General features: G+C 51.4%; 15 protein-coding genes and 1 pseudogene. 9 read left to right on the top strand and 7 right to left on the bottom strand.

Annotated elements, in window-relative coordinates:
• Positions 1-60 precede the first annotated feature (60 nt).
• From SK35_RS13730 to ydhT, 3 genes are read left to right on the top strand one after another with little or no spacing between them, the layout of a single operon-like run.
• Positions 61-729 (top strand): 4Fe-4S dicluster domain-containing protein, encoded by a 669-nt coding sequence (locus tag SK35_RS13730; RefSeq protein ID WP_020996435.1) that lies wholly within the window; start codon positions 61-63, stop codon positions 727-729.
• Entirely contained in the window at positions 726-1,511 is a 786-nt protein-coding gene (gene phsC, locus SK35_RS13725; protein ID WP_032943228.1) for a thiosulfate reductase cytochrome B subunit, read from the top strand. The genes SK35_RS13730 and phsC overlap by 4 nt, the downstream gene beginning before the upstream one ends.
• 3 nt (positions 1,512-1,514) lie before the next feature.
• Positions 1,515-2,327, top strand: coding sequence for a protein YdhT (gene ydhT / locus SK35_RS13720; RefSeq protein WP_048214305.1), 813 nt, complete (start codon positions 1,515-1,517; stop codon positions 2,325-2,327).
• 9 nt (positions 2,328-2,336) lie between these two features.
• On the opposite strand, the gene SK35_RS13715 is transcribed toward ydhT, so the two are convergent.
• The 4 genes from SK35_RS13715 to SK35_RS13700 are packed head-to-tail and all read right to left on the bottom strand — an operon-like array spanning position 2,337 to position 5,442.
• Positions 2,337-3,014: an amino acid ABC transporter permease gene (locus SK35_RS13715; RefSeq protein ID WP_003832686.1), complete on the bottom strand. Its 678-nt coding sequence runs from the start codon at positions 3,012-3,014 to the stop codon at positions 2,337-2,339.
• On the bottom strand, positions 3,004-3,789 hold the full coding sequence (locus tag SK35_RS13710; protein ID WP_048214304.1) for an amino acid ABC transporter permease: 786 nt from the start codon (positions 3,787-3,789) through the stop codon (positions 3,004-3,006). The genes SK35_RS13715 and SK35_RS13710 overlap by 11 nt, the downstream gene beginning before the upstream one ends.
• Positions 3,789-4,607: an amino acid ABC transporter ATP-binding protein gene (locus SK35_RS13705; RefSeq protein WP_048214303.1), complete on the bottom strand. Its 819-nt coding sequence runs from the start codon at positions 4,605-4,607 to the stop codon at positions 3,789-3,791. The genes SK35_RS13710 and SK35_RS13705 overlap by 1 nt, the downstream gene beginning before the upstream one ends.
• 1 nt (position 4,608) lies before the next feature.
• A complete protein-coding gene (locus tag SK35_RS13700) occupies positions 4,609-5,442 on the bottom strand; it encodes an ABC transporter substrate-binding protein (protein ID WP_048214302.1) in 834 nt (277 codons plus the stop codon).
• Positions 5,443-5,747: 305 nt separating this feature from the next.
• Between SK35_RS13700 and SK35_RS13695 the strand changes: the two genes are divergently transcribed.
• Entirely contained in the window at positions 5,748-6,641 is an 894-nt protein-coding gene (locus tag SK35_RS13695) for a LysR family transcriptional regulator (protein WP_048214301.1), read from the top strand.
• A gap of 52 nt (positions 6,642-6,693) precedes the next feature.
• Here the strand turns inward: SK35_RS13695 and SK35_RS13690 are convergent, their stop codons facing one another.
• Positions 6,694-6,834, bottom strand: a complete 141-nt coding sequence (locus SK35_RS13690) for a hypothetical protein (protein ID WP_003832695.1) — start codon at positions 6,832-6,834, stop codon at positions 6,694-6,696.
• A 332-nt stretch (positions 6,835-7,166) separates the two neighbouring features.
• On the opposite strand from SK35_RS13690, the gene SK35_RS13685 reads away from it, so the two are divergent.
• Positions 7,167-8,648 (top strand): APC family permease, encoded by a 1,482-nt coding sequence (locus SK35_RS13685; protein WP_003832697.1) that lies wholly within the window; start codon positions 7,167-7,169, stop codon positions 8,646-8,648.
• 21 nt (positions 8,649-8,669) lie between these two features.
• Here SK35_RS13685 and SK35_RS13680 read toward each other — a convergent pair whose 3' ends face one another.
• Positions 8,670-9,368, bottom strand: coding sequence for a cache domain-containing protein (locus SK35_RS13680; RefSeq protein ID WP_003832700.1), 699 nt, complete (start codon positions 9,366-9,368; stop codon positions 8,670-8,672).
• Between the two features lie 24 nt (positions 9,369-9,392).
• Positions 9,393-10,118, bottom strand: coding sequence for a FadR/GntR family transcriptional regulator (locus tag SK35_RS13675; RefSeq protein ID WP_048214300.1), 726 nt, complete (start codon positions 10,116-10,118; stop codon positions 9,393-9,395).
• Positions 10,119-10,433: 315 nt separating this feature from the next.
• On the opposite strand from SK35_RS13675, the pseudogene SK35_RS13670 reads away from it, so the two are divergent.
• The 4 genes and pseudogenes from SK35_RS13670 (at position 10,434) to SK35_RS13655 (ending at position 15,539) form a co-directional block, all read left to right on the top strand.
• Positions 10,434-11,861, top strand: a pseudogene (locus SK35_RS13670) (gamma-aminobutyraldehyde dehydrogenase).
• Between the two features lie 11 nt (positions 11,862-11,872).
• The gene (locus tag SK35_RS13665) at positions 11,873-12,346 is read left to right on the top strand and encodes an ester cyclase (RefSeq protein WP_053071018.1); all 474 of its coding nucleotides are present in this window, start codon (positions 11,873-11,875) and stop codon (positions 12,344-12,346) included.
• A gap of 88 nt (positions 12,347-12,434) precedes the next feature.
• On the top strand, positions 12,435-14,327 hold the full coding sequence (locus SK35_RS13660; protein ID WP_048214299.1) for an NAD(P)-binding protein: 1,893 nt from the start codon (positions 12,435-12,437) through the stop codon (positions 14,325-14,327).
• Between the two features lie 3 nt (positions 14,328-14,330).
• Complete coding sequence (locus SK35_RS13655) at positions 14,331-15,539, top strand: c-type cytochrome (protein WP_048214298.1); 1,209 nt, start codon at positions 14,331-14,333, stop codon at positions 15,537-15,539.
• Positions 15,540-15,570 lie beyond the last annotated feature (31 nt).

Genomic DNA, 15,570 nt, shown 5'->3' with positions numbered 1-15,570 from the left:
TTCAGGTTGATGTCATGGAATGTGTGGACGACCACTGTCACAGCATTAGAGGATAACCCGATGTCCTTCACCCGACGAAAATTTGTCATTGGCATGGGGACGGTGATTTTTTTTACCGGCCCAGGTCAAAATCTGTTAGCGAGTACCAGGAGCCCTAAAGCCGTTCGTTACGTCATGATTCACGACGAATCACTGTGTAACGGATGCAATATTTGCGCTCGTGCATGCCGGAAAACCAACCATGTACCTGACCAGGGCAGCCGTTTGTCTATAGCGCATATTCCGGTAACCGATAACGACAACGAAACGCTGTATCACTACTTCCGTCAGTCCTGCCAGCATTGTGATGATGCACCTTGTATTGAGGTGTGTCCGACCGGTGCCTCCTGGCGAGATGAGAACGGTATTGTGCGAGTAGATACGTCTTGCTGTATTGGCTGCAGTTACTGTATTGGCGCGTGTCCTTATCAGGTGCGCTATCTCAACCCGCAAACCAAAGTGGCGGATAAATGCGACTTCTGCGCTGAATCTCGGCTGGCAAAAGGTTTCCCTCCGATCTGTGTTAACGCTTGCCCGGAACATGCGCTGATTTTCGGTCGTGAAGATAGCCCGGAAATTCAGACCTGGTTGCGAGAAAACAAGTATTACGAATATCAACTTGCAGGCGCCGGGAAACCCCATCTGTATCGTCGGTTCGGTCAACATTTGATTAAAAAGGAAAATGTATGAACGCGTCGCAGAATGCCGAACAGTTTCACGCCCAACTTGCACAGTATGTCCCCCTGTTTTCACCGGACTACTGGCCTGTGTGGTTAGTCGTTGCCGGGTTAATGCTGGTGGGAATGTGGCTGGTGCTGGCGCTTCACGCCATGTTGCGCTTTCGGGCGGCGCATAAAGCGTCGGCAGGGCATGGTGAGAAGGTCTATTTATATTCGAAGGCTGTCCGCCTGTGGCACTGGTCGAATGCGCTGTTATTTCTGTTGCTTCTGGTTAGTGGCCTGGTCAATCACTTCTCTGCCGTTAGCGCACCGGTAATGAAAAGCCTGCTCACCGTTCATGAGGTTTGTGGCTTTTTGCTACTTGCCTGCTGGATTGGTTTTGTGCTGATCAACCTGATTGGCGGCAACGGACATCACTATATTATTCAACGTCAGGGCTGGATCGCACGTGCGCAAAGACAAACTCGTTTTTACCTGTTTGGCATTATGCAGGGCGAGTCACACCCATTTCCGGCCTCACCTCGCTCTAAATTTAATCCGTTACAGCAGGCGGCCTATGTTGGCGTGATGTATGGTTTGTTGCCACTGCTACTGATCACTGGATTGTTATCGCTTTACCCGACGGTCGTCGGCGATCTGTTCCCCGGGGTGCGTTACTGGCTGCTTCAGGCGCATTTTGCGCTGGCAATAGTCAGTCTGTTTTTCATTTTTGGGCATCTTTATCTCTGCACTACGGGGCGCACGCCGGGCGAAACCTTTAAGTGTATGGTGGATGGCTACCACCGGCATTAAGCGATGATGATTACGCGAAGTGACTTACGGGCCTGGCGTGTTGGGCCCGTCATGTACCGCTGGTTTCTACGTGCGTTTCCCGCAGGAGGAAGCTATGCCGATGTTCATCGTGCGCTCCAGCGGGAAGGGTATACCGATTGGGCAAATAGCCTGGTGGAATACGGCTGGTCAAAATGGCGGGAAGAGGCGAGTTTTGCTCAGCAGGATATTGACGCAATGGGGAATATTTCCTGTGAGCAAGCCGCGGGGGAAACTAGTCGTCCGTTGGCGAGTGCGGAAGATTATGCCCGATTTAGCAGTGCGTGTGACAACGTTAAAATTGCCAGCGCCGGGTATGCTGCACAGATCGCCTGTGCCGGTTACAGCGCACGGATTGGCTGTGTAGGCTATAACACGCATATCGGCAGTTCAGGCGAACGCGGGCGAATAGCGATTGCGGGAAACTCGGCGCGTATCAGCAGTGTGGGCGATGGAACACGTATTGCCAGTACTGGCATGCGCGTACGTATCAGTTCGCTCGGCGACCGAAATCGGATTGCCAGTAGCGGTGATTTAACCCAACTGGCCTGTTTTGGCGCAGAGGCGAAAATCGCTAACTGCGCGGACAATATCCACATTATTGCCAGCGGAGAGAACGCCGTTGTTGCCAGTACCGGTGCTGTCGACTCGATAATTCTTGGTCCCGGCGGATGTGCGGCGCTGGCTTATCACGATGGCGAAAGAATGCGTTTTGCGCTTGCCGTTGAAGGGGAAAATAACATTCGGGCGGGCGTGAAATATCGGCTCAACGAAGACCATCAGTTCGTGGAATGTTGAGCCGAGAGGTCATTTTAGTGCGAATCGGCGCTGGGTGATTTTTTCAAGGCTAAAGCACAGCAGGTAATAAACCAGCCCGGTAAAGATAAAAATGGCGGCGGGGTAAATTTGCACCCGGCTGTTAACCTGACCGGCAACTGTCGTGAGTTCCGGCACGTTAACGATAAACGCCAGTGACGTGTCCTTCAGCAGCCCAATAAAAATCCCTGTCAGCGACGGTAGTACGTTACGCAGCACCTGCGGCAGCAAGATAAGCCACAGGGCCTGATCCGGGCGAAAACCCTGAACGACTGCCGCTTCATATTGCCCGCCAGGCAGTGCGCTAATTCCAGCATACACCGAGTGCATCACCGAGGCGGCGGTGAACCATGCCAGCGCCAGCGTCACGGTAACGGCACCGGGCAGATCGCTTCCGGTCAGCATGGGTAGCAAATACCACATCCAGAAAATCACAAAGATGAGCGGAATGCCGCGAATAAATTCCGCCCAGATAAACAACCCGTTGCGAACCGCGCCCGGAAATCGCCAGGCACAACAGGCAAGAACGATCCCGCCAGGCAGCGCCAGCAAAGCCGCACCGATAGCCATCAGCAAAGTGAGCAGGACGCCACCGGGTTGCCCCTCAGCTACACGTCCCCACAGGAGATAGTCAAGATTGTCGGTAATGACCGAAACATTAGCGATCATGCAGTATGCTCCTGACGCTGAAGATGCGCATTCTTATCTTTGACGATTTACCCGACGCAGACTGCGGGCCAAGACGCGTAAGCAGCATTCCCAGAACGATACCGGTAAACAGATAGAGCACGGTGCCAACGGCAAAGGCTTCCAGCGCGTGCGCGTTATAGCTCTCAATTTGCCGTACCTGGTAGGTGAGCTCAGCAAATCCAATACCGCTGGCAAGCGAGGAAAGCTTCATCAGATTGAGATATTGCCCAACAATCGGTTGCCAGGCGTTTGCCAGCCCCTGAGGCAGCAGAATGTGACGAAATATCGCCCAGGATGAAAACCCCTGCGCCACGGCAGCCTCGCGTTGTCCGGCAGAAACAGCCTGTAAACCCGAAGCGATCTCTTCAACCAAAAATGCTGAGGTAAATACCCCCAACCCCCATGCTGAACAGATAAATTCCGGCGTTAACCACCAGACATCACCCGGCAAAATTGACCATGGATGATCGGCATTGATAAAGCTAATGACGTTACGGGGTAGCCAGTTCCAGGCGGCAAAATACCAGAACATCAGTTGCACCAGTAAAGGCGTGTTGCGAAACACCGAGACCCACACCCCGACCATCGCTTTAGCGAGACGATTGCCCGTCAGGCGCAGGCCGAGAAGTGAGATGGCAATGAGCGTGGCGAGCACAATACCCGCCAGCGTCACCCAGAGCGTGGTGAGAAAACCGGAAATTATCCATTGCAGGGGTTGCCCGCTCAGCACCCCCTGCCAGTCCATTGCATGCATTATGACGATGACTCCTGGTGTAACGGGTCGAGCACTTTTTTCAGGAAACGCTGGGTTCTCGGGTGCTGTGGTCGGACGAAAAAATCCTCCGGCGCGGCCACTTCCAGAATATCGCCACCATCGATGAAAACCACCCGATCGGCAATTTCGCGGGCAAAATGCATTTCGTGGGTCACGACGATCATGGTGATACCGCTGTGGGCCAGATTTTTCATTACCTGTAATACCTCGCCGATCATTTCCGGATCCAGCGCGGAAGTGGGCTCATCAAACAGAATAATTTGTGGAGACGAAGCCAGTGCGCGGGCGATGGCCACGCGCTGCTGCTGCCCACCGGACAACTGCGCGGCATAGGCGTTGGCTTTTTCCGCCAGTCCTACCTTTTCCAGTAACTCGAGTGCCCGACGATCCGCTTCCGTCTTGTTCCAGCCGTGAACATATTCCAGCGCCAGTGCTATGTTCTGCAGCGCAGTCAGATGCGAATAGAGATTGAATTGCTGAAATACGAAACCGATACGGCTACGTAGCTGGCGTAACGCCGCCCCGCGCAACTGGCTAACCGGTTTACCATCAATGAAGATTTCGCCACCGCTGAGCGACTCAAGCTGGTTGATAAGACGTATAAGAGTGGATTTTCCTGAGCCGGAAGGCCCCAGAATAGTCACCACTTCACCGGGTTCAACCGCCAGGCTAACGCCGTTAAGGACGGTATGAGCGTCATACTGTTTAATCACATTGCGTAGTTCGACGCTCGCCTGGCGCAAATGGGTAAAATCCGCAGCCGAAGCTGCGGATCGAGGAAAAAGGGCTGAGAGCATATTACTTGGCTTCTATTTTAAAGGCGCGGGCTTGCGGATTTTTGGTTTCAGGACCAAACCAGACATCATAAATTTTGGCTGCCTGCCCGGTAGATTCCAGCTTCAAAAGTTCATCGTTGACGGCTTTTAACAACGCTGGCTCACCTTTTTTCACCCCCACGCCGATCTCTTCTTTGCTCAGCAGGTCCGGCAGAATTTTGAAATCAGCTTTATCCGGCGCAGCGCCTAATAACCCGGCCAGAATCGTACTGTCCTGGGTAATGGCCTGAACATTGCCGTTGCGTAGCGCGGTTAACGCCAGCGGGATATCGTCGTAGGCCAACACGCGCGACTGCGGGAAGCGCTGATGCAGTGCCTGTTCACCAGTAGTGCCTTTTACCGCGCCGATGCGTGCTTTGCTGTATTCATCGAGCTTATCCGGAGATTTTGCTGGCACAAGGAACTGCTGGCCGGTAACAAAATAAGGAACGGAGAAATCTATTACCTGCGCCCGTTCAGGTGTAATCGTGATATCCGCGACGATTAAATCAGCTTTACCGGATTGTAATAACGGAATGCGGTTTGCCGGATTGGTCGCGACCAGTTCCAGTTTTACACCAAGGGATTTGGCCAGCGCTTCGGCAAAATCAACGTCGTAGCCGACAATCTTATGGGTTTTGGCATCGACGGAGCCAAACGGAGGATTCGCGTCAAATGTCGCGATTTTTACGACGCCTGCGGCTTTGATATCGGCCAGTTGGTCAGCCTGAACCTGCGAGACGGTAAGTCCTGAGGCCAGCAGCACGCCCAATGCCAGCAGTGTTTTTTTAGCGCGGTAAGTTTTCGTTGCCATCATTGTATGAAATCCCTGTAGTTTTTGGTTTGTGCTTTTTACGCTCCCATAACTTACGGTTGGGACAAAATAAGAAAAAATTCTTATCTATATACAAAATGTTATTAGTGAAGGATGTGTTAATAGCGGGTGAAAATAATGCATGAGTGAAAGGTAAAATCGTGCATAAGCCTGGTAATAATTCGCATTTGGTTTTTGTGTGAGAGCACGCTTGAATAAGGTTGAACTGTGCTAATGTCCAGAAATGCTACTGGAATACCCTCCGGACCTGTACCATATGTCACAACAGGTCTGGAGTGGGGATAAGCATGCTGCGTGATAATTTTAATGATCTCTATTATCTCATTATCGTTGCCCGCGAGCGGAGTTTTACGCGGGCTGCGGCAAAGCTCGGGGTCTCGCAGTCAGCGTTAAGCCATGCGATACGTGGACTCGAAGAGCGGCTGGATGTACGGCTTCTGACCCGCACCACGCGCAGCGTTGCGCCGACCGAAGCCGGAGAACGGCTTATCAACAGTATCAGCCCGCGTTTTGATGACATTGAAACAGAGCTGCTGGCATTAACCGATGTTCGTCAGCGCGTGGCCGGTAACATTCGCCTGACGCTGGGCGAACATGCATTGCAATCTACCGTCTGGCCCGCGCTGGAGCCGTTTTTGCAGGCTTACCCTGATGTGAATGTGGAAATGACCATCGACAATAGTCTGACGGATATTGTGACTGGCCGCTATGACGCGGGTATTCGGCTCGGTGAGCAGGTGGCAAAAGACATGGTCGCCGTCAGAATTGGCCCGGACTGGCGTATGGTAGTGGTGGGGTCACCGGCGTATTTTGCTCGTCATGGTAAACCGAAAACCCCTCACGACCTGCAAAATCATAGCTGTATTAACATGCGCATGCCGACGTTGGGCGGATTATACGCCTGGGAGTTTGCTAAAGACGGGCAAGATTTGCGCGTACGGGTGGAAGGGCAGCTTATTTTTAACAATCTACCCCCGCGAATTAGCGCAGCGATGGCGGGAATGGGGCTGGCTTTTGTGCCGGAAGACACCGTCGAGCAGGCTGTTGCAGAGGGGGCATTGGAAAAAGTGTTGGAGGACTGGTGCGAACCTTTTCCTGGCTATTATTTGTACTATCCCAGCCGAAAACAGCATACCGCCGCCTTTGCCCAACTGATTGAGGCCTTACGGTATACGGGCTGAAGTGGGTGGGGTTAACAGGCGATAAAAAACCGGCATTGCGCCGGTTTGGAAATCAGATTTTGCAGGCGTCGCCGCAGTCATTATCAGCAATAATTTCCTGCGCTTTCTTGTCTGCATCTTCCAGACGTTCAGCGTTACGCTCTTGCGCTTCTTCCAGTCCATCAAAGACCAGATTATCGAGATCAATTTCCATCATTCACCTGCTCAGGTTCAGCGTTTAACATCACGTTATTATATTGCAAAAATGTTGCTTAACAGCAGCGATTCTTGCTACTTAGCATCGAACGCAATCCGCTGTGCGTATTTATCCGCCAAAATAGCCTATGGTTCGCAATTGCTAAAGAATCGTTGGTTGTAAATACCGCAAAATTCTCGCTCTCTCTACCGTTTTATCTCCACTTTTTCATTAACGTGATGCGCGATCATTTTTAACAAATCTGCGACAAAATCACTATACATATAACTTAATATCTTTTATACATTAATTGTTCAACCCTGCGACTATTCCACAAAAGAGAAAGCAATATGGAACAGACACCTGATAAGAAAAACGATAATTTTCAAAAAGATGGCAAAGAACAGTTCAATCGCTCGATCGGTCTTATTTCAAACTTTGCGTTGGGTTTTACCTACCTGTCGCCGCTTACCGCCGTCTATTCGCTGTTTGCGCTGGCCGTAACGCTGGCGGGGCCGCCCGCAGTATGGTGGATTTTAATCGTCGCATGTGGGCAACTTTTGGTTGCATTGGTGTTTGGTGAGGTCGCTTCCCAGTATCCGATAACCGGCGGGCTTTACCCCTGGGCCAGAAGGTTGTGGGGCAAGAAGTATGCGTGGATCGCCGCCTGGATCTACCTGTGGGCGCTGGTGGTCACCATTACGTCGATCGCGGAATATACATCAACGTTTGTTGAATCACTCTTCCACTATGGTCAGACGCCGGCCACGATGTTGGTGACTTCCGTCCTGCTGCTGCTGTTGATGATGGCCGTTAATATGTCCGGGACTAAAAATCTGGCCCGGGTGGCGAAAATTGGTTTCTGGTGTGAAATTGTCAGCGTGATCGCGCTGGGGATTTATCTGCTGATTTTCCACCGTTCGCAGCCGTTCTCTGTGATTTTTGACTCGATGGGCGTGCTGGCGCATGACGGCAGCTACTCCACCGCATTTATGTCCGCTGCGCTGATGGGGCTGTTTATGTTCTTTGGCTTTGAGGCCTGCGGTAACGTTGCGGAAGAGGTGCAGAATCCAAGTAAAAAGATCCCGGTGGCGATGATTTTAAGCATCGTATTCGGCGCGATTTCCGCCATTATTTCTGTTATGGGTTATTTGCTGGCTTCACCGAATCTGGTCAGCATCGTGAATGGCAAAACGTCCGATCCTATCCCTGCAATCCTTAATGAAGCTCTGGGCGAAACTGGCGCAACTGTCTTTATCGTCGTCGCAATTATCGCCATGTTGTCGTGCATTTTGTCTCTGCAGGCTGCGTTAAGCCGTCTTATCTTTTCTTTCTCCCGCGACAGAATGCTGCCGGGAAGTGAATGGATGGCCAAAATCTCTAAAAATGGTGTTCCGGATAATGCCATGGTCGTCAGTTGCCTGCTGCCAGTGATTATCTGCGTTTGGGTTTATTTCCAGCCAGATAACCTGTCGCGTATCACCGCGTTTGCTGTTATCGGAATATACATCTCGTTCCAGATGGTTGTGCTGGCCGCGCTGCGCCAGCGTCTGAAAGGCTGGAAACCGGCGGGGGAGTGGACCATTGGCGGTTGGGGCGTAATCGTGAATGTGCTGGCGTTAGCTTACGGATTGTGCGGGATCTGGTTACTGGCGCAACCGGCAGACAGCAGCGACTTCATCGACCGTTGGACGGTCCTGTTCGGCCTGGCGATTGTTGTTGGCTCGGGGCTTATTTATATGTTCCTGACCCGTCCGTTTGGCCGTTCAGCGGCGCCGGAAAACGACGCCATTGCCTACGCCAATAAGCTCAATATGGGGCAGGATAACTAAAAATTAAGGGCCTTCGGGCCCTTAGTTTTGATAGTGATAAAGGATAAAGTAGTCGCTCTGATACACAACGGTACTGTTTGCAGGTGATAGCAATTCACCCACGCGAAAACGTGGCCAACTGGAGAAAATGATCCTGTTTTCCAGATTAGTCAGAATCACATAGTCAGGATGGGCACAGGAAAGCAGTTCGGCTTCTATCTGACTGACCAGCAGATCGACCGCGGCAACACCGAGAAACTGATCGTTGTAGTAGACCGGGACGGCTGACGTTAGGGTATAGGAGATATTGCAAATATAGTCGACGTAGGGACCGTGGATATAGGCTTTGCCAGCCGGAGGAGAATGCTTAAACCACTCAAAGGTTCTGAAGTCCAGTCGTTGTTGCGTGGCCTGATCCAAATCCAGATGCGCCTGGCTCAAACCATTGTCTTTCTTATACCACCACTCCAGCAACCAGTACTCTTTTGTGGTTGCGGTACTCTCAATATGGCTGGCGAATCCCGCCCCTGAGCAGTAATGGTTGTTATTGAGCGTGCGCTTGATGTGCTGTTGAACGGTGGATCTGACTGAGGGGTCGAGAACGACCTCGGCTGAGGCCTTTTGTACCCCTGAAATCGCCTCATGGATGCTCCTCGCCAGCGCAACGGTAGAATCTACGGTAGAAACAGTAATGTCATCAATTTTACGAATTAATGCGCTTAGGGATGTCGAAGAGCTCATTGTCTGTCCTGCCTTCACTGATTGTCAGTTCGAGTTATATTTCAGCTTTTTTTCAATAAGGTAGTAGGTAAACGTGTCGATGATCTGCGTGGCAAACTGTACTGACTCTGCCTCGTTGTGAGCAGCCAGCGCATCGGCCAGCGCCGAATAAAGCGCGATAATTTCTGCATGAATACTGTCTGTGCGATAAAGTATCGCCACCAGCGATGCCCATTCAGCCTGAACCTGCAGCTCCTGATTGGCCAGTCGCGCTGAATGCGAACTGGCGGCAATCGCCAGCAGACAACGCATATCGGCCTGGGTCATCAGCTCAGGTGAGTTTGCCTTTCTGAGCACCTCGACAAACTCGCGAAATTTGGCGATATCCGCACCGGTCATCCGTCGGGAAGCCAGCCTCGCGCTATGGCTAATAATGGCGCAATGCATTTCACCCAGATCAGACAGATAATCCGTACTGATCGCCTTGAACGGATGCAGGGTGCTATTTTTGCCATCAATATTTTCGCAAACGAAACTCCCACCATTACGACCACGAACCGTATGGATAAGATTATTAGCCCGAAGCGTGTTTAGCGCTTCTCTGATAGTGATATGTGAGACACCCATCATCTTTGCCAAATCAGTTTCGTTGGGGAGCTGTTCTTTTGGCTCCAGCAACCCCGTGATAATGGCATTTGAAAGGCGTTGGACTATCTGGTCTGAACGACTGACCTGCCCGATAGGCGCAAATATGACCGCGTGAGTAATCATAATCTTTTCTGTACTCAATTCCCTGAAACAACGACCATTTTTAACACATGCCCGTCGGGCAAGGAAGGTAAGAATGGCCGAGTTATTTTACATGCCTGGGCGCAACGTCACTGCACAAGCGGATGTGTGTCCCGATAACCTTATGATGAGCTGGGCGTAACGCGTCAGCTGGCAATAAAAAGCCTCATCCTGCAAATGTGAAAATTAAGTTAAAAATGCGAGGCTTATCATAGTGTCAATGTTGCGCATTTGAAAAAATTTTACAATATATATATTACATAAGATTCTTTATGTATTAATTGGCAGGAGACAAACATGAAAACCCTGAAGCATTTTATTAATGGGCACTATGTAGCAGGCAGTAGCGAAGATAGCTTCGAACTGGTGAGTCCGGTTGACGGTGAAACGTACGCAATATCTCCCAACGCTAACGAGGCAGAGGTAGAGCAGGCTTACTCAGCAGCGGAGGCGGCGTTTAGCATCTGGCGAAAATCGACGCCGGCACAGCGGCAAAAGGCGTTATTGCGGCTGGCCGATGAGATTGAACGCAACGTTGAGCGACTGGTAACCGCGCAGAGCCAGGAAACCGGTCAGCTTCGCCATTTTATTGAGAAAGAGGAGATCGCGGCATCTTGCGATGCCATCCGCTTTTTTGCCGGTGCGGCGCGCTGTCTTGAAGGAAAGGCGGCCGGAGAATATTCCGCAGGATTTACTTCAACCATTCGTCGTGAACCGCTGGGTATTGTTGGGCAAGTGACGCCATGGAACTACCCGTTCATGATGGCGGTGTGGAAGATTGCACCTGCGCTGGCGGCAGGTAACACGGTGGTGTTAAAACCAAGCGACACCACGCCAGTTAGTACGCTGCTGTTGGCTGAACTGGCCGCACCGTTGTTCCCGAGAGGGGCGTTTAACGTTGTGTTGGGCAAAGCCAGCACTGGTTCGCTGGTGGTTTCAAACCCGAAGGCTTTATTGGTTTCTATTACCGGTTCGGTCCGTGCGGGTTTGCAGGTTGCGGCTTCGGCGGCGGCAAATCTGACCCGAGCACACCTGGAATTGGGCGGGAAAGCGCCCGCAATCGTGTTCGCCGATGCGGATATGGACAAGGCGATTGCGACGATTACCACAGCTGGCTTTTTCAATGCCGGGCAGGATTGCACAGCGGCAACGCGGATCTTGGTAGACTAATCTATCTACGCTGAGTTTCTGGAAAAACTGATCCAGAAAACAAAAAGTATCAAATATGGGCCGCCAGAAGATCAAAATGCACTGTACGGCGCATTGAATAGCCGGAATCAGCTGGAGCAGGTGAAAGGCTTTATTGAGCGTTTACCGGCACATGCAAAAATTGAAACCGGTGGGCGCGCAGGATCTGGTCCAGGCTTCTATTTTGAGCCGACGATCGTCTCCGGTTTGCATCAAAATGATGAAGCTATTCAGCATGAAGTATTTGGCCCGGTAATGACTATTCAGTCGTTTTCTACTGACGAAGAGGTACTACACAAAGCGAATGATGTGGAGTATGGTCTTGCCGCCAGCGTCTGGACCAGTAACCATGGTCGCGCCCAACGCTTCAGCATTGACCTCGATTTTGGCACGGTGTGGATTAACAATCACATTCCTCTGTGTGCCGAGATGCCGCACGGCGGGTTCAAAAAATCGGGGTACGGCAAAGATCTCTCATCTTATTCACTCGAGGAATACACTCGGGTGAAACATATCATGTGCGACATTTCTGAATAGAGAGGGTTACGATGAAAACATTAAAAATCGCGGTGCTTTCATTAGTGATGTTCTCGGGCTATAGCCTGGCAGAAAGTACATCGCTGAATACCGTAAAAGAGTATATGGCGGCGTGGAATGCGCATGATGCTTCGCGAGCCGCTCAATTTCTTGCTGATGATGCGGTCTATTATGATGCCGCCGCAGGAGAACCGATAAACGGCAGGGAAAAAGCAGAAAAAGAGGTTATCGGCGCTTTTATTAAGGCGGTTCCAGATCTTAGCTGGAAAATGGTTGGAAAACCCGTCTACGACGAAGATACCGTGGCCTTTCGTTGGGAATTTTCAGGCAAAAATAGTGGTGAATGGGCAGGGAGTGCGCCGACAAATAATCCGATCAAATTTGAAGGCGTCAGCTATATTCATGTTAAAGCAGGAAAAATCACCTGGCAGGGTGATTATTATGATTCTAAAAAACTGGATGAAGAGTTAAAGCCAGTGAAGTAGTCGGTTGTACCCCTTTATAAATAAGAAGGGGTATCTCTCTTATTTGTGTCGTATTAAAGGCAGTGTGTAGCAATAAGGAAAAAAGTTAATGGCAATTACCAGACGTGATTTTCTCAACGGCGTCGCGGTGACTATTGCGGCGGGGCTTACCCCGCTGGAGTGGGTCAGGGCGGCAGGAAAGGGAAACGCATTTATAGATGGAAATTATTATCCTCCTGCGCTGACGGGGCTGCGGGGTAATCATCCTGGATCGTTTGAAATGGCGCATGCGCTAGGCCGCGAGCATAAACATTTTGATTTAAACGCTCTGCCCGTTGAGGAAGAGTACGATCTGGTGATTGTGGGTGGCGGGATTAGCGGGTTAGCTGCCGGTTGTTTTTGGCGTCAAGTTGCCGGGCAAAATAGCCGGATCCTGATCCTCGATAACCATGACGACTTTGGTGGACACGCCAAACGCAATGAATTTACCAGCTCGGGTAAGAAATTACTCGGTTATGGTGGCAGCGAAGCATTCCAGTCACCTGCGCATAATTTCAGCCCTGAAGTACAAAAGTTGATGGAAACCGTGGGCGTCAGCGTCACGCGGTTGAAAGAGAGTTTTGACGTAAACTTCTACCCCGACTGGCAGCTCAGTCGCGGCGTTTTCTTCGATAAGAAGAATTTTGGCGAAACAAAAATCGTCAGCGGCGATCCGGGCCGCGCGGTATCTGATGATATTCCGCCGGACAGGCTCAATGGGCGTAAAATTGAAGACTTTATCAATGATTTTCCGCTAAGTGAGAATGACAGAAAAGCGCTGATCGACCTGCACGTCCGGCCCGGTGATTACCTGCCGGGAATGACGGTCGATGAGAAAATGGAATGGCTGGATACCCACAGCTACAGTGAATTTTTGGCAACAAAAGTCGGTTTGAGCAAAATGGCGCTGCTCTATTTCCAGCAGCGTTCCAACGACTTCTTTGCTATTGGTATTGAAGGTATTTCTTGTAGTGATGCCAGGGCGTGCGCCTTACCCGGCATGGAAGGGATGGGGTTACCGCCGCTGGACGGAGAGTCGCTGGCCGACCTCGAAGAGCCGTATGTTTACCACTTCCCGGACGGTAACGCCGGGTTAGCCCGCCTGTTAGTCAGATATATGCTGCCGGATGCGCTACCGGGCAACACGATGGAAGACTCTGTCCTCGCCAGATTACATTACAAAAAGCTGGATCTGCCGGAAAACACCACGCGCCTGCGCCTGAACAGCACGGTGATTAATGCGGCCAACGTGCAGGATGGCGTGGCGGTGACCTATCTGCGTGACGGTAAAATGCACCGTGTGCGCGGTAAGAACACCATCATGGCAGGCTATAACATGATGATCCCGTATCTGGTGCCTGAGATGCCGGAACAGCAGCAGGCGGATCTTAAACTGAACGTGAAGGCACCGCTGGTGTACACCAACGTGGTGGTCAAAAACTGGCAGGCGTTCAAACAGCTTGGCGTGCATGAGTTTTATTCTCCGGCGGCACCTTATAGCAGGGTCAAGCTCGACTATCCGGTCAGTATTGGTGGGTATCAACATCCGGCCTCCCCGGACGACCCGATGGTCATTCATATGGTCTATGTGCCGACCTATCCGGGTAGTAACCTGTCGGCCAGAGAGCAGTTCCGTCTGGGACGAGCCTATTTGCTGGGGACCACCTTTGCGGCGCATGAGGAGATGATTCGCTCCCAGTTGCAGGAGATGTTTGGCTCAACAGGCTTTGATAATCAACGCGATATTTCCGCCATTACGGTTAACCGCTGGGCGCATGACTATGCGTACTACGCCAACTCGCTGTTCGATGATATGGATAAGATGCCAGAAATTATCGAGCGGGCGCGTCAGCCAGTCGGTCGCATTGCCATCGCTAACTCCGATTCTGACTGGAGTGCTTATGCCCATACGGCAATCGATCAGGCATGGCGTGCGGTTAATGAACTCAAGGATATGGGGTGATCTATGCGTAACGTAACCATTCTCGCCGCCTGTTTATTTACTGCTTCGGTTTCCGCTGCTGAATCTAACGGTGAATACATCGCGCGAATTTCAGACTGTGTCGCCTGTCATACCGCTGAAGGTGGTGCAGCGATGGCGGGGGGCAAAAAGTTTCCTACTCCGGTAGGGGATATTTATTCGACCAACATTACCCCGGACAAGACGCAGGGTATTGGTAACTATTCTTACGAGGATTTTGAGAAGGCCTTACGGCAGGGGATTGCCAAAGATGGTCATCCGCTCTATCCGGCGATGCCTTATCCCTCGTATGCAAAACTTTCTGACGAGGATGTTAAGGCGCTGTATAGCTATTTTATGCATGACGTCACGCCGTCAGCACAGCCCAATAAAGAGAATGCCATTCCGTGGCTACTCTCCGCCCGCTGGCCGCTGCATATCTGGAACTGGCTGTTTACCGACGCGCCAGGGTCGGCTGTAGAGGGCGCGAAAACGGATGATAATGCTGCCCTGGTAAAACGGGGTGCTTATCTGGTGGAAGGTCCCGGACACTGCGGTTCATGCCATACCCCGAGAGGCATGGCGATGAACGAAAAAGCGTATACTAATGCTGATGCCGAATACCTGAGCGGCGCGATGATTGACGGCTGGTATGCACCGTCGCTGCGCGGCACCGGTATGTCTGAGCAGGAGTTAAAATCGCTGTTGCTGACCGGTAAAAGCAAGCATGCCGCGGTTTCAGGTTCGATGGCTGAAGTCGTCACGCAGAGTACACAGTATCTGACCGACGAAGATGCCACGGCGATCGCCCAATATCTGTTGAGCCTGAAAAGTGCGAAGCCTGAAACGGTACGTGCTGCGGCGACTACAGCATCCTGGTCGAATTCACCTGAGGCGGGCAAAGTGACCTATAACCGCTACTGTTCAACTTGTCACGGTCTGGAAGGGAAAGGTACGGATGATAACGCGCCTTCTTTAGTTAACAATCCACTGGTGATGGTTGATGACCCGACACCGCTGTTCAGAGTGATTGCCCACGGCGCAGAAACACCGACAACGCGTGGCAGCGTCTCCTTTAAGATGCCTGCCTACGGTGGCTTGTTAAGCGACAACGAAATGCGCGACGTGATTAACTACGTACGTAAAAGTTGGGGTGAAGGGAATCGCGAAGTAAGCCAGGAAGACCTGGCTGGCGTTAAAAAAGCGTCACATTAAACAGTATGCCGGATAAGGTGCTTGCACCTTC

It is taken from the genome of Citrobacter sp. MGH105 (assembly GCF_001037485.2).
Classification (GTDB): Bacteria; Pseudomonadota; Gammaproteobacteria; order Enterobacterales; family Enterobacteriaceae; genus Citrobacter; species Citrobacter portucalensis.
This window is presented reverse-complemented; position numbering and strand designations above follow the sequence as displayed.